Consider the following 18,766-nt stretch of genomic DNA (forward strand, 5'->3'; position numbering starts at 1 on the left):
CGAGATGCGCAGCCTGTGCGGGCTTGCCGTGCGCCTGAGGCCGGGTGCGGACCTCCTGTGCTGTCGGTGAAGCTTGTCAGACGACAGGAGGACGGCCCAGCCGGGTCAGCCGCCACACCGTACGCCACTTCATGGGCCGGCGGGGGCCGCACGGGCTCGTCCAGCCTTCCCGGAATCCGCCGAACCATGCCTTGAGCGCGGGCCGCGAGGGCCGGCGTATCAGGGTGAGCAGCATCCACACGCCCAGGTAGACGGGGACGAGGAGCGCGGGGAGGTTGCGGCGGGCGAGCCAGACCCGGTTGCGGGCGACCATGCGGTGGTAGACCGCGTGCCGGGAGGGGGCGGTCGTGGGGTGGTACAGCACCATGTCGGACCGGTAGTCGATCGACCAGCCCGCGTCGAGGGCCCGCCATGCCAGGTCGGTTTCCTCGTGCGCGTAGAAGAACTCGTCCGGCAGGCCGCCGACTTCCGCGAAGACCTGGGTGCGGACGGCGTTGGCGCCGCCGAGGAAGGTGGTGACCCGGGAGGAGCGCATCGGGTCGGCGGCGCGCAGCCGGGGGACGTGGCGGCGCTGGGTGACGCCCGTGTCCGGGTCGGCGATGCGGAAGCTGATGATGCCGAGCCGGGGGTCCTTGGCGAAGGCCCGGCGGCAGAGCTCGGCGGTGTCGTGCTGGGCGAGGAGCCCGTCGTCGTCGAGGAAGAGCAATATGTCGACGTCGCGGCCGCTGGGGCCGAAGGCCTCGATGCCGACGTTGCGGCCGCCGGGGATGCCGAGGTTCTCCTGCAGCTCGATGGTGCGCACGCCGTCGGGCACGTCCGGGACCGGCGAGCCGTTGCCGACCACGACCACCTCGACGCGGTCGCCGTCCTGCTTGGCGATCGAGTCGAGGAGGGCGCGCAGTTCGTCGGGGCGGTTGCCCATGGTGATGACGACCACCCCGACCTTCATCGGGGCACTCACTTCAGCCTGCTCGACGCGAGGATGGACACCAGGTGCAGCAGGGTCTGCAGCAGCGCGATGCCGGCGAGTACGGCGACACCGAGCCGGGAGTAGAACAGGTCGCCGCGCAACTGGTCCACGATCGCCAGGACCAGGATCAGCAGGGACGCCTCGATGCCGAGGATCAGCCGGTGGAACTGCAGGGCGGCGGCGGCACGCCGGGCCAGCGCCATCCCGGAGGAGCGCATCTCGGCGGCGGCCTCCTTGACCGGCGGCAGCCCGCCCTGGTGCCGGGCGACCCCGACCAGGTCGGTCTCCGCCTTGATCAGGATGGCGCCGAGCGCGGCCAGCGTGCCGAGGAAGGCCCACAGCCAGTCGATACGGCCGCTGCCCCACACGTCAGCGGCGCGCAGCCCGAAGCCGACGAGGACGGCGGCGTCGGTGAGGTAGGCGCCGACCCGGTCGAGGTAGACGCCGTTGAGCGAGTACTGCTTCTTCCAGCGGGCGATCTCGCCGTCGACGCAGTCCAGCAGCAGATACATCTGGACGCAGAGCACGCCGAGCACGGCGCCCATGATCCCCGGCACGAGCAGTGCCGGGGCCGCGAGCACACCGAAGACGGTCATCAGGTACGTGAGCTGGTTGGGCGTCACCCTGGTGTTGACCAGGTAGCGGTCGACCCGCAGGGACACCTCACGCATGTAGAGGCGTCCCATCCAGTGCTCACCGCTGCGCCGGTCCTTCACCCCCGCGGGGTGGACGACCGGACGGAGTTCAGCTACCGATGGCCTTGACATAGTCGGTGTACATGTCCTTGATCTGGTCGGTGGTCAGGTCGAGGTGTTCGAGGATCGTGAAGCGGCCGGGGCGGGTCTGCGGGGCGAACTCCACGGCCCGGACGAACTCGTCCGGGCTGAAGCCGATCTCCTCCGGCAGCACCGGGAGCCCGTGCCGGCGCAGCACCTCGGCCATGTAGGCCGACTCCTCGTGGGCTCCGCGCAGGAACATCGCGAAGGCCGCGCCCAGTCCGCACTGTTCGCCGTGGGCGGCGGCGCGCCTGGGGTAGAGCAGGTCGAACGCGTGGTTGATCTCGTGGCAGGCGCCGGAGGACGGGCGGGAGTCGCCCGACACCGACATGGCGATGCCGCTGAGCACCAGCGCCTCGGCGAGCACCTGGAGGAAGGCGATGTCCCCGATGCCTCCCGGATGCCGGAGCACCGCCTCGCCCGCCTGCCGGGCGATGGCCGCGGCCAGGCCGTCGATCTTCTCGCCCTTGACCCGGTGGGCCAGCTCCCAGTCCGCGATGGCGGAGATGTTGGAGACGGCGTCGCCGATGCCGGCCCGGACGAAGCGGGCCGGGGCATCCCGGATGACGTCGAGGTCGATGACGACCGCGATCGGGTTGGGCACCCCGTAGGAGCCGCGGCCCGCGTCGTTGTCGAGGGTGGCGACCGGCGAGCACAGACCGTCGTGCGCGAGGTTCGTCGGTACGGCGACCAGCGGGAGGCCGACCCGTGCCGCGGCGAACTTGGCGCAGTCGATGATCTTGCCGCCGCCGAGGCCGACGACCGCGTCGTAGTGGCCGGCCTTTATGTCGCCGGCCAGCCGGACCGCGTCGTCCAGGGTGCCGCCGCCGACCTCGTACCAGGTCGCACCGGGCAGGCTCGGCTCCAGCCGCCGACGCAGCCGGGCGCCGGAGCCGCCGCTGACGGCGACGGCGAGCTTGCCGGAGTGCGAGACGCGCTGGTCGGCGAGGACGCAGCCCAGGTCGTCGAGGGCACCCGGGCGGATGTCGACGACGACCGGTGAGGGGATCAGCCGGGTCAGTACTGGCACGCGATCTCCCGTCCGCGGGCGAGATCGTCGTGGTTGTCGATCTCCACCCACTGGACGTCGCCGATCGGCGCCGTGTCGATCGTGAAGCCGCGGTTCACGAGCTCCTGGTAGCCGTGCTCGTAGAACTGCTGCGGGTCGGTCTCCCAGACCGTCTTCAGGGCGTCGGCCAGCTCGGTGGCGGCGTCCCCCTCGATCAGGGTGACGCCGATGTACTCGCCGGTGGCCTCGGCCGGGTCCATCAGCTTGGTGATCTTCGTGACGCCCTTGGCGGGGTCCACGACGACCTTCATCTCCTCGTCCGCGAGCGACTTCACGGTGTCGAGGGCGAGGATGATCTTCTTGCCGTCGCCGCGGGCGGCGAGCAGCGTCTTCTCGACGGAGACCGGGTGGACGGTGTCGCCGTTGGCGAGGATCACGCCGTCCTTGAGGGCGTCACGGCCGCACCACAGGGAGTAGGCGTTGTTCCACTCCTCGGCCTTGTCGTTGTCGATGAGGGTGAGCTTGAGGCCGTACTTCGCCTCCAGGGCCGCCTTGCGCTCGTAGACGGCCTCCTTGCGGTAGCCGACGATGATCGCGACCTCGGTCAGCCCGATCTCGGCGAAGTTGCCGAGGGTGAGGTCGAGAACCGTGGGTTCGCCTGCTATGCCCGCGGGGCCCACCGGCACCAGAGCCTTGGGAAGGCTGTCGGTGTAGGGGCGCAGACGCCGTCCGGCGCCGGCCGCCAGCACGAGGCCGATCATGCGGGTTCTCCTTCATCGTGTACGGCAGGGGCTCCAGCGGAGACCCAGAAGCGGATGCTCTCCACGAGCACCACGAGCGCGACGGCCACGGCCACAGCCGTGAGCGCGACCGGGAACTGCGAGGCGGTGAGCACCGCGGCAAGGACGGTGACGAGCAGCGTGCGTCCTTCGTGCCCCCCGATGGCGCGCACCAGCCAGGCCGGGGGCGCTCCGGCGTTGCCGCGGATGCGGTACACCGTGTCGTAGTGATGGTAGGCGACGGCGGCCACCAGACCGAAAGCCGCAGGAAGGGCTCCGTTCACCTCCGCCTGAGCCGCGAGGATCAGGACGGTGCCGTATTCGGCGGCCCGGAAGACCGGCGGGAGCAGCCAGTCGAGGGCGCCCTTGAGGGGGCGGCCGACGGCGACGGCGGAGCAGGCGACGTAGCCGACGGCACCCAGGACGGTCTGCCAGCCCGCCCCCCAGATCAGGGCGCAGCCCGTCACCAGCACGGCGCCGGTCAGGGCCGCCACCACCGCGTCGACCGGCACCTTGGCAGGCAGCAGCTCGGTCAGCGGGCCGTTGTCCGCCAGGTCGTCCAGCGCCTGGGCGGCCCGGTCCGTGCGGACGGCCTTGCGGGTCAGGGAACGCAGCACACGGCCCGCCGTGGTGTAGGCCGCCGCGAAGGCGCACCCGATGAGCAGGGCGCAGAAGGTGATCCGGGGGGTGGTGAGCGCGGTCAGGACGGCGATCATCGCCCAGCGCTCGCCGATGGGGAGCACGATCATGCGGCGGACCCAGACCGTCCAGCCGACGCTGTCGAGCTTGTCGGAAAGGGCGGCGGTGGGGCTGGTGTTGGCGGTGGCGTCAGTGCCTACGACGTGCGCCTCGTTGAAGGAGAAGTCCACGACGTGCCGGCAGGTCTGCAGGACCATCGCGCCGAGGGCGAGCGCCCATACGTCGTCGCCGCCCCGGGCCGCTCCGAGCGCGAGGCCGGCGTAGTAGGCGTACTCCTTGGCCCGGTCGAAGGTGGCGTCCAGCCAGGCGCCGAGCGTGGAGTACTGCAGGGAGTAGCGGGCGAGCTGGCCGTCGGTGCAGTCCAGCACGAAGGAGAGGAGCAGCAGCACGCCGGCCGCGACGAAGCCGCCGCGGGTGCCGGTGGCCGCGCAGGCCGCGGCTATGAGCGCGGTGAGCAGGGACGCGGTGGTGACCTGGTTCGGGGTCAGGCCCCGGCGGGCGCACCAGCGCGCGAGGTAGCGCGAGTAGGGGCTGACGCAGAAGGTGGTGAAGAAGCCGTCGCGGGCCTTCACGGCCGACTTCAGGCGTACGGCCTCGTCGTCGACGGCGGCGACGGCCTGCCGTGCCTCGTTGCGGGCCTGGGGGTCGGCGGGGACCCGCGCGACGAGGCTGCCCAGCTCGGGGCGGTGCACGGGGGCGTCGACCGCCGCGGTGAGCCGGTCGGCGAGGCTGTCCACGAGGGTGGTGCCGGCGGCCGAGTCCTCCCGGGCCAGCGCCCGGGTGAGGGCCTGGCGGGCGGCGGGCTGGGCCGTCAGCGCGCCCGGGATCGCGGCGAGCGGGAAGCGGGGGTCGGTCAGGCCGAGGCGCAGCGCGTGCACATGGCCGACGAAGCGGGCGTCGACCACGGCGACCCGTTCCCGGCTCGGCACCTGGGCCAGCAGCGTCTCGGCCGCCGCGGCGTCGGCGGCGGTCCGGACGTCGAAGCCGAGGGAGCGCAGGTCGCCCTCGATCGGCGATCCGGGGACCGGCTGGCCGGTGAGGATGGCGGTCGACAACCGAACTCACTCCCTGGGTGCCGACGCGCGGGCGCCGGTCATTGACACGGTGGGGCGCCCCTGGTCCGTGACACCCGGGCGGCATGTCGGCAGAGGCTATCGGATACCGGGAACGCGGCGTTCACCGCCCGTTTCACGGCCCGATCGACGCGGTTCGCCCACGCCGTTGCCGCGATCATCATCGGGGAAACGGGGCCTGGCCTACAAACTGCGCTGCCAGAGCGGACATTTGCCGCATTTTCTATGGTCGCGGGGGCTGAGCATAGGGTGGACGACCATGACATGGCTGATCACAGGCGGGGCGGGGTACATCGGGGCCCACGTGGCGCGGGCGATGACCGAGGCCGGGGAGCGCGTGCTGGCGCTGGACGACCTCTCGGCCGGGGTGCCCGCGCGGCTGCCGGCCGGAGTGCCGCTGATCCAGGGCTCCTCCCTCGACGGCGATCTGCTCAAGCGGGTGCTGGCGGAGCACGCGGTGACGGGTGTGGTGCATCTCGCGGCGCGCAAGCAGGTCGGCGAGTCCGTGGCCCAGCCCACCCGCTACTACCGGGAGAACGTGGGAGGTCTGGCCACGCTCCTGGACGCGGTGGCGGAGGCCGGTGTCCGGCGGCTGGTCTTCTCCTCGTCGGCCGCCGTCTACGGCAACCCCGATGTGGACCTCATCACCGAGGACACCCCGTGCGCCCCGGTGAATCCGTACGGCGAGACGAAACTCACCGGCGAGTGGCTGGTACGGGCCGCCGGGCGGGCCCACGGGATCTCCACCGTCTGCCTGCGCTACTTCAACGTGGCCGGCGCCGCCGCGCCCGAGCTCGCCGACACCGGTGTCTTCAACATCGTGCCCATGGTCTTCGACCGGCTCACCCGCGACGAGGCTCCCCGGATCTTCGGCGACGACTACCCGACGCCGGACGGCACCTGCGTCCGCGACTACATCCATGTCGCCGACCTCGCCGAGGCCCATCTCGCCGCCGCCCGGCGGCTGGCCGACCTGAGCGGCGACCTCACGGTCAACATCGGCCGCGGCGAGGGCGTCTCGGTGCGCGAGCTGATCGACGTCATCGGCGAGGTCACCGGCGACGCCCGGCCGCCCGTCGTCGAGGACCGCCGCCCCGGGGACGCGCCGCGGGCGGTCGCCTCGGCCGCGCTGGCCGCCGAGGAACTCGGCTGGACGGCCCGCCGCTCGGTGCGCGAGATGGTCGGCTCCGCCTGGCGCGGATGGCTGCTGCACCACGGCACCTGATCGCCCAGCGCTCTGACCTGCGGATCGTTTCCGCAGGTCAGAGCATATGACAACGGTGTTCAGTGCCGCGTTGCCCGATACCCCCCACCCGTAGTTCACTGTGATCCGGAAGCGATGACAGGAGGCGGCTCTTCATGGGGGCTGGGCACGATCACGGGCACGCGCACGGCGGCCACGCCGGCGGTACGGCGACCGCGGCGTACCGCGGCAGGCTGCGCATCGCGCTGTCGATCACGCTCACCGTGATGGTGGTGGAGATCGTCGGCGGCGTGCTCGCCGACTCGCTCGCCCTCGTCGCGGACGCCGCGCACATGGCGACCGACGCCGTGGGGCTCGCCATGGCGCTGCTGGCGATCCACTTCGCGAGCCGTCCGGCGACCGGCAACCGCACCTTCGGCTACGCCCGCGCGGAGATCCTCGCCGCGCTCGCCAACTGTCTGCTGCTGCTCGGCGTCGGCGGGTACGTCCTCTACGAGGCGATCCAGCGGTTCATCACGCCGGCCGGGACCGAGGGCGGGCTGACCATCGTGTTCGGTGCGATCGGCCTGGTCGCGAACATGATCTCGCTCACGCTGCTGATGCGCGGCCAGAAGGAGAGCCTGAACGTCCGCGGGGCGTTCCTGGAGGTGGCCGCCGACGCGCTGGGCTCGCTGGCGGTGCTGATCTCCGCGGTGGTGATCCTGACGACGGGCTGGCAGGCGGCGGACCCCATCGCCTCGCTCGTCATCGGCCTGATGATCGTGCCGCGGACCGTGAAGCTGCTGCGCGAGACCCTGGAGATCCTGCTGGAGGCGGCACCCAGGGGCGTCGACATGATGGAGGTACGGGCCCACATACTGGCTCTCGACGGGGTCGAGGACGTGCACGACCTGCACGCCTGGACCATCACCTCGGGCATGCCGGTGCTCTCCGCGCACGTGGTCGTCAGCCCCGAGGCGCTCAGCGCGATCGGGCACGAGAAGATGCTCCACGAGCTCCAGGGCTGCCTGGGCGACCACTTCGACGTCGAGCACTGCACCTTCCAGCTGGAGCCCAGCGGGCACGCCGAGCACGAGGCGCGGCTCTGCCACTGAATCCGGCGCGCGGCGCACCGCGGCGGTCCGGCGCGCGGCGGCGTCCGCACTCCCACCGCCGGGCGGCGGCAGGGTTCCGCGTTCGCCGCGCCGGGCACCAACTGCCGGGAGTGCCGGATTCGTGCGGCACACTTGGGGCGCACAACCGATGTGAAGGATGGGTATGCCGATCACACCTGCCGCCGCGACGCACGCCTCGCCGAACGGCACCGCAGCCGAGATCCTGCTCGAACTGGTCGACGAGAACGGTGTGACGATCGGCACCGCGGAGAAGCTCGCCGCCCACCAGCCCCCGGGACGGCTGCACCGCGCCTTCTCCGTGTTCCTCTTCGACGAGCGGGGCCGGCTGCTGCTTCAGCGGCGGGCGCTGGGCAAGTACCACTCCCCCGGTGTGTGGTCCAACACCTGCTGCGGCCACCCCTACCCCGGCGAGGCGCCCTTCGCGGCCGCGGCCCGGCGGACGTACGAGGAGCTGGGGGTGTCGCCGTCGCTGATGGCGGAGGCGGGCACGGTCCGCTACAACCACCCCGACCCGGACTCGGGCCTGGTGGAGCAGGAGTACAACCACCTCTTCGTGGGCATGGTGCAGTCCCCGCCGCGCCCCGACCCGGAGGAGGTCGGGGACACCGCCTTCGTGACCCCCGCCGAGCTGGCGGAGCGGCACGCCGAGAACGCCTTCTCGGCCTGGTTCATGACCGTGCTGGACGCGGCCCGTCCCGCGGTCCGCGAACTGACGGGCCCGTCCGCCGGCTGGTGAGCTACGGCACGCGCGCGGGTCTGAGCGGCAGGGCGGCCCAGATCACCTTGCCGCCGCTCGCGGTGTGCTCGACGTCGCAGACGCCGCCCGCCTCCTGGGTGATCTCCCGCACCAGCAGCAGCCCGCGCCCGCCGGTCTGGCCGTGGTCGGCCTCCAGGGCGGTCGGGCGGTAGGGGTGGTTGTCCTCCACGGCCACCCGCACCCACTCCGCGCCGACGGCGACCTCCACGGCGAGCACCGGGGACAGCAGCGCCGCGTGCCGGACGGCGTTGGTGACCAGCTCCGAGACGATCAGCAGCAGGGCGTGCACCTGGTCGTCCGTCAGCGGCACCCCCTGGCGGTACAGCAGATCCCGTACGGCGTGCCGCGCCTGCGGGACGGAAGCGTCGACGGCCGAGGCGGTGAACCGCCACACACCCTCGTAGGGCAGTGGGTCCTCTGTTGGGCGTGGGGCCGGCCCGCGCCCATGGTTCTCCATCGTCCGGTCGCCACCCTTGCGCTCGATTGTCACCACGAGTCGAGTGTTGGTTCCGAGCCGCTCCGGTCCAGGGAACTGAACACAAGTCAGCGCTTTTCGAGCGCTTTCTGATCGATGACGCATGACGTGGTCAGGTGCGGGACCGGTCCTGTCCCACCTGTGCCGACATGACGAACTATTCGGGTTGTACGGGTTTGGTGGCGCCGGGCGCGGGGGCGTCCGGGGCGGGGGTGCCGGGCGCGGGGGTGCCGGGCTCCTTGGCCTCGCTGTCCATCGCGTCGGAGACCATCCCCATCACGCGCCGGCCGCCGTAGCCCGTGGCGATGAGCCCGAGCCCGTCGAAGAGCAGGGCGAGCGAGAAGAAGGTACCGATGACGTACTTGCTGCTGCTCGGCCAGGAGGCCAGCACCAGAATGCCCAGCAGCAGGTCGAAGGCGCCCTGGATCAGCGTCCAGCCGAACTGCGGTCCGCGCACCACCGCGCTGCCCACCAGCCGGAACACCCCGCCGGTGAGGAACAGCAGCGCGGCGAACATGGTCAGCGCCTCGGCCGCCGCCTCCGGTTTGGTGATGATCACGACACCGGCCGCGATGTTCAGCGCCGCGACCACCACACCGAGCCAGAAGAAGTTGGAGCCGCGCGCCTGGATGGCGTGCAGCAGGCCGACGGCGCCGCCGATCAGCAGCAGCCAGCCGAACAGCAGCATCGAGGTCAGCGTGGCGGCGGCCGTGTAGACCAGGCCGACCAGACCGGCTACGACGAGGATCACGCCGAGCACGGTGAGCCGGCCGAAACCGCGGCGCAGCTCCTGGGTGGACTCGCTCATCGGCGCCTCCTCCGTCGTTGTGCAGCCTTCGAGTCCCCTTCGCACCCCGTGCCGTAACGTTCCGCGTCGCCCTTCCTGATCGGCCGTCCGGTGGGGCGGATAGCATCCGGCGCATGGAGCCCCAGCTGCTGCACGGTGTCACCGACTCGGTCGCCACCGTCGTCATCCACCATCCCGAGAAGCGCAACGCCATGACCTCGGCGATGTGGGCCGCGCTGCCGCCGCTGCTCGCCACCCTGGCGGCCGATCCGCAGGTGCGGGCGCTGGTGCTGACCGGGGCGGGCGGCACGTTCTGCGCGGGGGCGGACATCGGCGCGCTCCAGCACGCGCCCGAGGAGGCGCAGGGCCTCGCCCGGCGCGCCGAGGACGCGCTCGGGGCGTTCCCGAAGCCGACGCTGGCCGCCGTGCGCGGGCACTGCGTGGGCGGCGGCACGCAGCTCGCGGCGGCCTGCGATCTGCGGTTCGCCGAGGAGGGGGCGCTGTTCGGGGTGACGCCGGCGAAGCTGGGCATCGTCTACCCGGCCTCCTCCACCCGGCGGCTGGTGGCGCTGACCGGCCCGGCCACCGCCAAGTACCTGCTGTTCTCGGGCGAGTTGATCGACTCCGCGCGGGCGCTGCGCGCGGGGCTGGTCGACGAGGTGCTGCCCGCGGGCGAACTGGACAAGCGGGTGGCCGAGTTCACCCGGGTCCTGGTCAGCCGCTCGCAGCTGACGCAGGCGGCGGCCAAGGAGTTCGCGAACGGCCGCCAGGACCGGGACGCCCACTGGAGCGAGCAGGCGCGCGGCAGCGGCGACCTCGCGGAGGGGGTCGCCGCGTTCCTTCAGCGCCGGCCGCCGCGCTTCACCTGGAGCGTGCCTACGTCAGGATGAACCGGCTCTGGGCGCGGAACTCCGCCACCAGATGCGCGGGCGCCTTCTCGGGCGAGCCGGCGTCGTAGGGCGGCTGCGGGTCGTACTCCGTGAGCAGCTGCACGGCCTGGGCGTGTTTGTCCCCCGCGATGCGCCCGAGGAGCGTCAGGCCCATGTCGATGCCGGAGGAGACACCGGCGGCGGTGACGTACTTGCCGTCGATGACCACCCGCTCGCCGGTGGGCTCGGCGCCGAACCGCTTCAGGTGGTCCAGGGCCAGCCAGTGGGAGGTCGCCCGGCGCCCCGCCAGCAGCCCCGCGGCGGCCAGCAGCAGGGAGCCGGTGCACACGGACGTCGTCCAGGTGCTGGTGGCGTCGGCGGCGCGCAGCCAGTCCAGCAACGCGGTGTTCTCCATCTGCGGGGTCTGGCCGGGGCCGCCCGGCACGACCACGATGTCCGGGCCCGGCACCTCGGCCAGGGTGCGGTCGGCGGTGAGCGCGAGGTTCCCGGTGTCACTGCGGACGGGACCGGTCCGCTCGGCCACGAAGACGGTCTCCGCGTCCGGCAGGCGGCCGAGGGTCTCGTAGGGACCCACGGCGTCGAGGGCGGTGAAACGGTCGAACAGGACGATGGCGATCTGCATCGGGGGCCTTTCGTCGGCGTCAGTGGACGGGCGCGGGGTGGAAGCGGCGGCGGTACTCCGCCGGGGCCGTGCCGAGGGCCTTCAGGAAGGCCCGGCGCATGGCCTCGGGGGTGCCGTAGCCGCTGGCCCGGCTGATCTCCTCGACGCCCGCGGCGGTGTCCTCCAGGAGGCGGCGGGCGTGTTCCAGGCGGACCCGGTCCACGAAGCGGCCGGGGGTGGTGCCGGTCTCGGCGCGGAAGGCCCGGGCGAAGTGGCGCGGGGAGAGTCCCGCGCGGGCGGCGAGCGTCTCGACTGCCAGGTCCTCGGCGGGGTGCTCGGTGATCCACTGCTGGACGTCCCGGAGCGGTTCGCGGCGGGCGGTCTGGGCGGCGAGCTGGGCGCTGAACTGGGCCTGGTTGCCCGGTCGGCGCAGGAAGACGACCAGGTAGCGGGCGATGGTCAGGGCGGTGTCCCGGCCGAGGTCCTCCTCGACCAGGGCGAGCGCGAGGTCGATGCCCGCGGTGACGCCGGCCGAGGTGGCGACCTGTCCGTCGCGGACGTAGATGGGATCGGGGTCGACGTCGATCGCCGGGTGGTCACGGGCGAGCTTGGCGCAGTACGCCCAGTGGGTCGTCACCCGGCGGCCGTCCAGCAGGCCGGCCGCGGCGAGCAGGATCGCTCCGGTGCAGACGGAGACGAGGCGCTCGGCGCGCGGTCCGTGCTCGCGCAGCCAGGCGGTCAGCCGCGGGTCGGGACCGCGGGTGCCCTGGCCGCCCGGGATGAGCAGGGTGTGCGGGCCGGGCGCCTCGGCGAGGGAGGTGTCCGGTACGAGGGTCAGGCCGCTGGAGGTGCGGACGGGGCCGCCGTCCAGGGAGGCCGTACGGATGCGGTAGGTGCCCGGCGCCTGCTGCTCCGCGCCCGTGAAGACCTCCAGCGGGCCGGTGACGTCGAGGCTCTGCACGCCGTCGAAGAGGACCAGGAGAACCGTTCGCTGCGCCATGCCCTCGATTCTTCGCGGTGGCGCTCATGGCCGCAATGACGAGTTCCCCACCTTTCCTGCCACCTGCGGTCACCCCCTGGACCTGGGATACCAAGCGGTCGGTAACCTGCCCGGCATGACTACAGCCGCCCTGGACCCGCGCGCGGGCCGCCGCTGCCACAACGCGCTCAACACGCTGCACTCCATGCACTACTTCGCGCCCGAGCTGGGCGAGGAAGCGGGCGCCCTGGGGATCACCCACCCCAAGGCCGTGAACTTCGCGGTACGGTCCGCCGCCCTCGGCGCCGTCGGGCCCGGCACGGTCGCGGCCACCTTCTACAACTACAAGTACGAGGCCGTGGCCCGCCATGTCCCCGCCGTGTGGCGGACCGCCGCCCCGGAGCAGGTGCTCGCCGCACGCGCGCGTGCCGTCGACGCCATGCTGCGCCGGCTGCTCGGCGCGGAGATCATCGCCTCCGCGGAGCTGGCCGAGGCGGCGGAGCTGGCGCTGCGCGCCACCGAGGCGTGCTCGCGCCACGCCCGGCCGCTGTACGCCGCCCACGCGGACCTGCCGGTTCCCGAGGAGCCGCACCTGGCGTACTTCCATGCCGCCACGCTGCTGCGCGAGTACCGGGGCGACGGGCATCTCGTGGCGCTGGTGGCCGCGGAGCTCGACGGCCTGGAGGCGCTGGTGACGCACACCGCGACCGGCCGGGGTTTCACCCCGAAGTGGCAGCTCGCCACGCGCGGCTGGAACCAGGACGAGTGGGACGCGGCCTGCGCCCGTCTGCGCGCGCGGGGCCTGCTCGACGACTCGGGCGAACTGACCGAGGAGGGCATCGCCCTGCGCGACCGGGTCGAGCGCGAGACGGACCGCCTGGACCGCGCGCCCTACGAGCACCTGGGCGCCGAGGGCGTGGCCCGGCTGACGGAGCTGGGCTCGGGCTTCGTCCGCACCGCACTGGCCGCGGGCGCCTTCCCGGCCGACCTGATCGGCAAGGCGTGATCGCGCACCATGCATGATCGAGAGCGCACGAGGTACCCGATCCCCACGGCCGACGTGGCCGCAGAGGAAAGGGGAAGCTCGTGTTCCGCGCTATTGCAGACGTTCTCCGCCAGATCGGTGGCGCCATCGCCACCGTCGTGACCCTGCCCTTCCGGGCGCTCGCCCGGCTCTTCGGCGGCGCGTCCGGCAGCGCGCGGGGGCGCAGGGCCTGACCCGGGCCCGCCCTCATCCCCGGTTGTCGGTGTCACCTGCCACAATTGCCGCGCAACCTCAGTGAGAAGGCGGTACGGGATCGTGACGACACCCGGGTCCATGGCAGCAGGGTCCATCGAAAGCAGGATCGCCGAGGAACTCGGCGTGCGGGAGCGGCAGGTGAAGGCCGCCGTGGAACTGCTCGACGGCGGTTCGACGGTGCCCTTCATCGCCCGCTACCGCAAGGAAGCGACCGAGATGCTCGACGACGCGCAGCTGCGCACGATCGAGGAGCGGCTGCGCTACCTGCGGGAGCTGGAGGAGCGCCGGACGGCGATCCTGGAGTCCGTGCGCGAGCAGGGCAAGCTCACCGGTGAGCTGGAGGCGCGGATCCTGGGCGCCGAGACCAAGGCGCGCCTGGAGGACATCTATCTGCCGTTCAAGCCCAAGCGGCGCACCAAGGCGCAGATCGCGCGCGAGGCGGGCCTGGAGCCGCTCGCCGACGGGCTGCTCGGCGATCCGGCCGTCGAGCCGCCGGCCGCGGCCGCCGCGTTCGTCGACGCCGACAAGGGCGTGGCCGATCCGCAGGCCGCCCTCGACGGCGCCCGGGCGATCCTCACCGAGCGGTTCTCGGAGGACGCCGACCTGATCGGCGAGCTGCGGGAGCGCATGTGGGTGCGCGGGCGGCTGGTCGCCAAGGTGCGCGAGGGCAAGGAGGAGGCGGGCGCCAAGTTCTCCGACTACTTCGACTGCGCCGAGCCGTTCACCGAGCTGCCCTCGCACCGGGTCCTGGCCATGCTGCGCGGCGAGAAGGAGGAGGTCCTCGACCTCGTCCTGGAGCCGGAGGAGCCGACGGACGGGCCGTCGTCGTACGAGGGCATCGTCGCCGCCAGGTTCGGGATCGCCGACCGCGGCCGGCCCGGCGACAAGTGGCTGAAGGACACCGTCCGCTGGGCCTGGCGGACCCGGCTGCTGGTGCACCTCGGCATCGACCTGCGGCTGCGGCTGCGCACGGCCGCCGAGGACGAGGCGGTCGACGTCTTCGCGGCGAACCTGCGCGACCTGCTGCTCGCCGCGCCGGCCGGCACCCGCGCGACGCTCGGCCTGGACCCCGGGTTCCGTACGGGCGTGAAGGTGGCCGTGGTCGACGCGACCGGCAAGGTCGTGGCCACCGACGTCATCCACCCGCACGTCCCGGCCAACAAGTGGGACGAGGCCATCGCACGGCTCGCCCGGCTCGCCAAGGAGCACGCCGTCGAGCTGATCGCCATCGGCAACGGCACCGCGTCCCGCGAGACCGACAAGCTCGCCGGTGAACTCATCACCAAGCACCCCGAGTTGAAGCTCACCAAGGTGATGGTGTCCGAGGCCGGCGCCTCCGTGTACTCGGCCTCCGCGTTCGCCTCGCAGGAACTGCCCGACATGGACGTGTCGCTGCGCGGCGCCGTCTCCATCGCGCGCCGCCTGCAAGACCCCCTCGCCGAGCTGGTGAAGATCGACCCGAAGTCGATCGGCGTCGGGCAGTACCAGCACGACCTGTCCGAGGTGAAGCTGTCGCGCTCCCTGGACGCGGTGGTGGAGGACTGTGTGAACGGCGTCGGCGTCGACGTGAACACCGCGTCCGCCCCGCTGCTCTCCCGGGTCTCCGGCATCACCTCCGGACTCGCCGAGAACATCGTGGCGCACCGCGACGCGAACGGTCCCTTCACCTCCCGGTCCCAGCTGAAGAAGGTGGCCCGGCTCGGCCCCAAGGCCTACGAGCAGTGCGCGGGCTTCCTGCGGATCCGGGGCGGCGACGACCCCTTGGACGCCTCCAGCGTGCACCCCGAGGCGTACCCGGTGGTCCGGCGGATGGTGAAGACCTCCGGCCAGGAGGTGGCGTCCCTCATCGGGAACACCGGTGTGCTGCGCTCGCTCAGGCCGCAGGAGTTCGTGGACGAGACGTTCGGTCTGCCGACCGTGACCGACATCCTCAAGGAGCTGGAGAAGCCGGGGCGCGACCCGCGGCCCGCGTTCCGGACGGCCACCTTCAAGGAGGGCGTCGAGAAGATCTCCGACCTGTCCTCCGGGATGGTCCTGGAGGGCGTCGTCACCAATGTCGCCGCCTTCGGGGCCTTCGTCGACGTCGGTGTCCACCAGGACGGCCTGGTGCATGTCTCCGCGATGTCGAAGACGTTCGTGAAGGACCCGCGGGACGTCGTCAAGCCGGGTGACATCGTGAAGGTGAAGGTCCTCGACGTCGACATCCCGCGCAAGCGGATCTCGCTGACGCTGCGCCTGGACGACGAGGCCGCTGCCCAGGGCCAGTCAAGCGGTGGCGGTGAGCGCCGTCAGCAGCGCGGCGGGCGTCCGCCGCAGCAGCGCCAGGGGCGCGGCGGGGGTGGCGGTGGCGGTGGCGGTACCGCGCGTCAGGCGCCGCCTCCGGCGAACAGTGCGATGGCCGACGCGCTGCGGCGCGCGGGGCTGGTGGAGCCGAAGAAGGGCAAGCGCTGACCGGCGGCCCGGCCTCTCCCTCGCGGAGCGGCCGGGCCATTGGGCCGTGTGCAGCAACACGGCGGGCCCACGGGTGCGGGGCGCAGCAGGCTGGACCGCGACCGACCAGCGCCTCCCGGGAGTGCCCATGCCGATCCGCCGCCGTGTCCTGCGCCGCTCCCGGCTGGGAGCGGTCCCCCTCATCGCGGTCTGTCTGACCACGCTGTCCCCCGCCGTGGCGGGCGCCGCCACCCCTCCCCGGCCGGACCACGACCCCGCCCTCCAGCGGCAGTTGGAGGACCTGATCCGCAGACCCGGCGGTCCGCCCGGAGTCATCGCCGTGCTCAAGGACGACCGCCACACCCGCGTGGTGAAGGCCGGGGTGGCCGACCTGGAGACCGGGCGCAAGCCCGGGGCGCACGACCACATGCGGATCGCCAGCGCGGCCAAGGCGTTCAGCGGCGCGGTCGCCCTGTCCCTCGTCCGCCTCGGCGACCTGAGCCTGGACGACACCCTGGGCGAGCGCCTGCCCCACCTGCCGGACGCCTGGAGCGCGGTGACCCTGCGCCAGTTGCTGCAGCACACCAGCGGCCTGCCCGACTACTCCGAGTCGCCCGAGTTCGTGGAGACGCTGCTCGCGGACCCCCGGCACCGCTTCGACTCCCGCAGGCTGCTCGACTTCGTCGCCGACCGCCCCCTGCACTTCCCGCCGGGCAGCCGGTACCGGTACTCCAACTCCGACAACATCGCCGTGGCCCTGATGGCCGAGGCGGCCACCGGCGAACGGTACGAACGGCTGCTGCGCGAGCTGGTGTACCGGCCGCTCGGCCTGCGCCACACCAGCCTGCCGCAGGACCACCGGATGCCGAGGCCGTACCTGCACGGCTACGACGTGTCCCCGCCCGAGCCGCCGGAGGACGTCAGCGAACTCATCGGCATGTCCGGGGTGTGGGCCTCGGGCGGCATCGTCTCCACGCCCGCCGACATGACCCGCTTCATCCGCGGCTACGCCGGGGGCAAGCTCTACGGCCAGGACGTCGTCCGGCAGCAGCGCGCCTGGATCGAGGGCGCGTCCGAGCCCGCGGGGCCGGGAAGGAACAAGGCGGGGCTCGCCCTCTTCCGGTACGCCACGCGCTGCGGGGTGGTCCTCGGCCACACCGGCAACACGCCCGGCTACACCCAGCTGTTCGCGGCCACCCCGGACGGGCGCAAGTCCCTGACGTTCTCCACGACCACGCAGATCAACCAGACCCTCAAGCCGGATCTGCTGCGCACACTCCGCGCCGTCCAGGAGAACTTCGTCTGCGCGCTGCTGAAGGGCAAGGGCAAGGGCTAGCGCTCGGTCACCTTGCCGTCGGCGACCTCCAGGCGCCGGGTGACGTGGACCGCGTCCAGCATGCGCCGGTCGTGGGTCACCAGGAGCAGGGTGCCCTCGTAGGCGTCGAGTGCCGACTCCAGCTGCTCGATGGCCGGGAGGTCGAGGTGGTTGGTCGGCTCGTCGAGGACGAGGAGGTTGACGCCCCGGCCCTGCAGCAGGGCCAGGGCGGCCCGGGTGCGTTCGCCGGGTGAGAGCGTGGCCGCCGGGCGCAGGACGTGGTCGGCTTTCAGGCCGAACTTGGCGAGCAGGGTGCGCACTTCGGCCGGTTCGGTGTCCGGGACGGCCGCGGCGAAGGCGTCCAGCAGCGCCTCCTGGCCGTGGAACAGCTTGCGGGCCTGGTCGACCTCGCCGATCAGCACGCCCGAGCCGAGCGCCGCCTGTCCCGCGGTCAGGGGGACACGGCCGAGCAGGGCGCCCAGCAGGGTCGACTTGCCCGCGCCGTTGGCGCCGGTGACCGCCACCCGGTCCGCCCAGTCGATCTGCAGGGTGACCGGGCCGAGGGTGAAGCCGCCACGGGTGACCTCCGCCTCGCGCAGGGTCGCCACCACCGCGCCCGAGCGCGGGGCCGAGGCGATCTCCATGCGCAGGTCCCACTCCTTGCGCGGCTCCTCGACGACGTCGAGGCGTTCGATCATGCGCTGGGTCTGGCGGGCCTTGGCGGCCTGTTTCTCGCTGGCCTCGCTGCGGAACTTGCGGCCGATCTTGTCGTTGTCGTTGCCCGCCTTGCGGCGGGCGTTCTTCACGCCCTTGTCCATCCAGGAGCGCTGCATCTGGGCGCGGTCCTGGAGAGAGGCCCGCTTGTCGGCGTACTCCTCGAAGTCCTCGCGGGCGTGGCGGCGGGCGACCTCGCGCTCCTCGAGGTAGGCCGCGTAGCCGCCGCCGTAGAGGTTGATCTGCTGCTGGGCGAGGTCGAGTTCGAGGAGCTTGGTGACCGTGCGGGTGAGGAACTCCCGGTCGTGGCTGACGACGACGGTGCCCGCGCGCAGGCCGCTGACGAAGCGTTCCAGGCGCTCCAGGCCGTCGAGGTCGAGGTCGTTGGTGGGCTCGTCGAGGAGGAAGACGTCGTAGCGGGACAGCAGCAGGGAGGCGAGCCCGGCCCGCGCCGCCTGGCCGCCCGACAGCGACGTCATCGGCTGGTCCAGGTCGACGGCCAGGCCCAGGGAGCCGGCGACCTCCTCGGCCCGCTCGTCGAGATCGGCGCCGCCCAGGTCCAGCCAGCGCTCCAGGCTGGTCGCATACGCGTCGTCCGCGCCCGGCGCCCCGTCCACCAGGGCCTGGGTGGACTCGTCCATGGCGCGCTGGGCCTCGGCGACGCCGGTGCGCCGGGCCAGGAACGCGCGGACGGTCTCGCCGGGCCGCCGCTCCGGCTCCTGCGGGAGGTGGCCGACGGTCGCGGTCGGCGGGGAGAGACGCAGCTCACCCTCCTCCGGTGCGAGCAGCCCGGCGAGCATCCTGAGCAGGGTGGACTTCCCGGCACCGTTGGCGCCGACCAGACCGATCACGTCTCCGGGCGCGACGACGAGGTCGAGCCCGCTGAACGGGGCGCGGTCGCCGTGGCCGGCGGCGAGGTTCTTCACGACGAGGGTGGCAGTCATCAGGCCTCG

At 72.5% G+C, this 18,766-nt stretch carries 18 protein-coding genes; 8 read left to right on the forward strand and 10 right to left on the reverse strand.

The window, feature by feature from the left end; all coding sequences use genetic code 11:
- Positions 1–76 precede the first annotated feature (76 nt).
- From ACWD1Z_RS05080 to ACWD1Z_RS05100, 5 genes are read right to left on the reverse strand one after another with little or no spacing between them, the layout of a single operon-like run.
- On the reverse strand, positions 77–949 hold the full coding sequence (locus tag ACWD1Z_RS05080) for a glycosyltransferase family 2 protein (protein WP_451116322.1): 873 nt from the start codon (positions 947–949) through the stop codon (positions 77–79).
- 8 nt (positions 950–957) lie between these two features.
- The gene (locus tag ACWD1Z_RS05085) at positions 958–1,737 is read right to left on the reverse strand and encodes a CDP-alcohol phosphatidyltransferase family protein (RefSeq protein WP_451115638.1); all 780 of its coding nucleotides are present in this window, start codon (positions 1,735–1,737) and stop codon (positions 958–960) included.
- A complete protein-coding gene (locus ACWD1Z_RS05090) occupies positions 1,715–2,776 on the reverse strand; it encodes an iron-containing alcohol dehydrogenase family protein (protein ID WP_451115639.1) in 1,062 nt (353 codons plus the stop codon). The genes ACWD1Z_RS05085 and ACWD1Z_RS05090 overlap by 23 nt, the downstream gene beginning before the upstream one ends.
- On the reverse strand, positions 2,764–3,516 hold the full coding sequence (locus ACWD1Z_RS05095; RefSeq protein WP_451115641.1) for a phosphocholine cytidylyltransferase family protein: 753 nt from the start codon (positions 3,514–3,516) through the stop codon (positions 2,764–2,766). The genes ACWD1Z_RS05090 and ACWD1Z_RS05095 overlap by 13 nt, the downstream gene beginning before the upstream one ends.
- The gene (locus ACWD1Z_RS05100) at positions 3,513–5,288 is read right to left on the reverse strand and encodes a DUF5941 domain-containing protein (RefSeq protein WP_451115643.1); all 1,776 of its coding nucleotides are present in this window, start codon (positions 5,286–5,288) and stop codon (positions 3,513–3,515) included. Before ACWD1Z_RS05100 ends, ACWD1Z_RS05095 begins: the two co-directional genes overlap by 4 nt.
- A gap of 277 nt (positions 5,289–5,565) precedes the next feature.
- Here ACWD1Z_RS05100 and galE point away from each other — a divergent pair, with 277 nt between their 5' ends.
- The 3 genes from galE (at position 5,566) to idi (ending at position 8,361) form a co-directional block, all read left to right on the forward strand.
- Positions 5,566–6,531 carry a UDP-glucose 4-epimerase GalE gene (gene galE / locus ACWD1Z_RS05105; RefSeq protein ID WP_451115645.1) on the forward strand — a complete coding sequence of 322 codons (966 nt, stop codon included), beginning with the start codon at positions 5,566–5,568 and terminating at the stop codon, positions 6,529–6,531.
- Positions 6,532–6,665: 134 nt separating this feature from the next.
- Complete coding sequence (locus ACWD1Z_RS05110) at positions 6,666–7,604, forward strand: cation diffusion facilitator family transporter (protein ID WP_451115646.1); 939 nt, start codon at positions 6,666–6,668, stop codon at positions 7,602–7,604.
- 163 nt (positions 7,605–7,767) lie between these two features.
- Positions 7,768–8,361, forward strand: coding sequence for an isopentenyl-diphosphate Delta-isomerase (gene idi / locus ACWD1Z_RS05115; RefSeq protein WP_451115647.1), 594 nt, complete (start codon positions 7,768–7,770; stop codon positions 8,359–8,361).
- 1 nt (position 8,362) lies between these two features.
- Here idi and ACWD1Z_RS05120 read toward each other — a convergent pair whose 3' ends face one another.
- Both ACWD1Z_RS05120 and ACWD1Z_RS05125 read right to left on the reverse strand, forming a co-directional pair.
- On the reverse strand, positions 8,363–8,839 hold the full coding sequence (locus tag ACWD1Z_RS05120) for an ATP-binding protein (protein WP_451116324.1): 477 nt from the start codon (positions 8,837–8,839) through the stop codon (positions 8,363–8,365).
- A 175-nt stretch (positions 8,840–9,014) separates the two neighbouring features.
- Positions 9,015–9,665, reverse strand: a complete 651-nt coding sequence (locus ACWD1Z_RS05125) for an HdeD family acid-resistance protein (RefSeq protein ID WP_451115649.1) — start codon at positions 9,663–9,665, stop codon at positions 9,015–9,017.
- Positions 9,666–9,778: 113 nt separating this feature from the next.
- Between ACWD1Z_RS05125 and ACWD1Z_RS05130 the strand changes: the two genes are divergently transcribed.
- A complete protein-coding gene (locus tag ACWD1Z_RS05130) occupies positions 9,779–10,534 on the forward strand; it encodes an enoyl-CoA hydratase/isomerase family protein (protein ID WP_451115651.1) in 756 nt (251 codons plus the stop codon).
- On the opposite strand, the gene ACWD1Z_RS05135 is transcribed toward ACWD1Z_RS05130, so the two are convergent.
- Positions 10,521–11,156: a DJ-1/PfpI family protein gene (locus ACWD1Z_RS05135; protein ID WP_451115652.1), complete on the reverse strand. Its 636-nt coding sequence runs from the start codon at positions 11,154–11,156 to the stop codon at positions 10,521–10,523. The genes ACWD1Z_RS05130 and ACWD1Z_RS05135 overlap by 14 nt on opposite strands.
- Before the next feature lie 19 nt (positions 11,157–11,175).
- The gene (locus ACWD1Z_RS05140) at positions 11,176–12,135 is read right to left on the reverse strand and encodes a GlxA family transcriptional regulator (RefSeq protein WP_451115654.1); all 960 of its coding nucleotides are present in this window, start codon (positions 12,133–12,135) and stop codon (positions 11,176–11,178) included.
- A 115-nt stretch (positions 12,136–12,250) separates the two neighbouring features.
- Here ACWD1Z_RS05140 and ACWD1Z_RS05145 point away from each other — a divergent pair, with 115 nt between their 5' ends.
- The 4 genes from ACWD1Z_RS05145 (at position 12,251) to ACWD1Z_RS05160 (ending at position 17,120) form a co-directional block, all read left to right on the forward strand.
- Positions 12,251–13,120: an SCO6745 family protein gene (locus ACWD1Z_RS05145; RefSeq protein WP_451115656.1), complete on the forward strand. Its 870-nt coding sequence runs from the start codon at positions 12,251–12,253 to the stop codon at positions 13,118–13,120.
- Positions 13,121–13,200: 80 nt separating this feature from the next.
- Entirely contained in the window at positions 13,201–13,332 is a 132-nt protein-coding gene (locus ACWD1Z_RS05150) for an LPFR motif small protein (RefSeq protein ID WP_256959483.1), read from the forward strand.
- Between the two features lie 82 nt (positions 13,333–13,414).
- A complete protein-coding gene (locus ACWD1Z_RS05155; protein ID WP_451115657.1) occupies positions 13,415–15,805 on the forward strand; it encodes a Tex family protein in 2,391 nt (796 codons plus the stop codon).
- A 127-nt stretch (positions 15,806–15,932) separates the two neighbouring features.
- Complete coding sequence (locus tag ACWD1Z_RS05160; protein ID WP_451115659.1) at positions 15,933–17,120, forward strand: serine hydrolase domain-containing protein; 1,188 nt, start codon at positions 15,933–15,935, stop codon at positions 17,118–17,120.
- Here ACWD1Z_RS05160 and ACWD1Z_RS05165 read toward each other — a convergent pair.
- Positions 17,117–18,757: an ABC-F family ATP-binding cassette domain-containing protein gene (locus ACWD1Z_RS05165; RefSeq protein ID WP_451115661.1), complete on the reverse strand. Its 1,641-nt coding sequence runs from the start codon at positions 18,755–18,757 to the stop codon at positions 17,117–17,119. The genes ACWD1Z_RS05160 and ACWD1Z_RS05165 overlap by 4 nt on opposite strands.
- Positions 18,758–18,766 lie beyond the last annotated feature (9 nt).

The organism is Streptomyces sp. NPDC002784, from assembly GCF_053592135.1.

What these genes read in the sequence shown, in the direction of transcription:
- ACWD1Z_RS05110 (WP_451115646.1), top strand. Translation starts at nt 6,666, where the DNA reads ATGGGGGCTGGGCACGATCACGGGCACGCGCACGGCGGCCACGCCGGC.
- ACWD1Z_RS05160 (WP_451115659.1), top strand. Translation starts at nt 15,933, where the DNA reads ATGCCGATCCGCCGCCGTGTCCTGCGCCGCTCCCGGCTGGGAGCGGTC.
- galE (WP_451115645.1), top strand. Translation starts at nt 5,566, where the DNA reads ATGACATGGCTGATCACAGGCGGGGCGGGGTACATCGGGGCCCACGTG.
- idi (WP_451115647.1), top strand. Translation starts at nt 7,768, where the DNA reads ATGCCGATCACACCTGCCGCCGCGACGCACGCCTCGCCGAACGGCACC.
- ACWD1Z_RS05120 (WP_451116324.1), bottom strand. Translation starts at nt 8,839, where the DNA reads ATGGAGAACCATGGGCGCGGGCCGGCCCCACGCCCAACAGAGGACCCA.
- ACWD1Z_RS05130 (WP_451115651.1), top strand. Translation starts at nt 9,779, where the DNA reads ATGGAGCCCCAGCTGCTGCACGGTGTCACCGACTCGGTCGCCACCGTC.
- ACWD1Z_RS05135 (WP_451115652.1), bottom strand. Translation starts at nt 11,156, where the DNA reads ATGCAGATCGCCATCGTCCTGTTCGACCGTTTCACCGCCCTCGACGCC.
- ACWD1Z_RS05165 (WP_451115661.1), bottom strand. Translation starts at nt 18,757, where the DNA reads ATGACTGCCACCCTCGTCGTGAAGAACCTCGCCGCCGGCCACGGCGAC.
- ACWD1Z_RS05085 (WP_451115638.1), bottom strand. Translation starts at nt 1,737, where the DNA reads ATGTCAAGGCCATCGGTAGCTGAACTCCGTCCGGTCGTCCACCCCGCG.
- ACWD1Z_RS05145 (WP_451115656.1), top strand. Translation starts at nt 12,251, where the DNA reads ATGACTACAGCCGCCCTGGACCCGCGCGCGGGCCGCCGCTGCCACAAC.
- ACWD1Z_RS05140 (WP_451115654.1), bottom strand. Translation starts at nt 12,135, where the DNA reads ATGGCGCAGCGAACGGTTCTCCTGGTCCTCTTCGACGGCGTGCAGAGC.
- ACWD1Z_RS05125 (WP_451115649.1), bottom strand. Translation starts at nt 9,665, where the DNA reads ATGAGCGAGTCCACCCAGGAGCTGCGCCGCGGTTTCGGCCGGCTCACC.
- ACWD1Z_RS05095 (WP_451115641.1), bottom strand. Translation starts at nt 3,516, where the DNA reads ATGATCGGCCTCGTGCTGGCGGCCGGCGCCGGACGGCGTCTGCGCCCC.
- ACWD1Z_RS05080 (WP_451116322.1), bottom strand. Translation starts at nt 949, where the DNA reads ATGAAGGTCGGGGTGGTCGTCATCACCATGGGCAACCGCCCCGACGAA.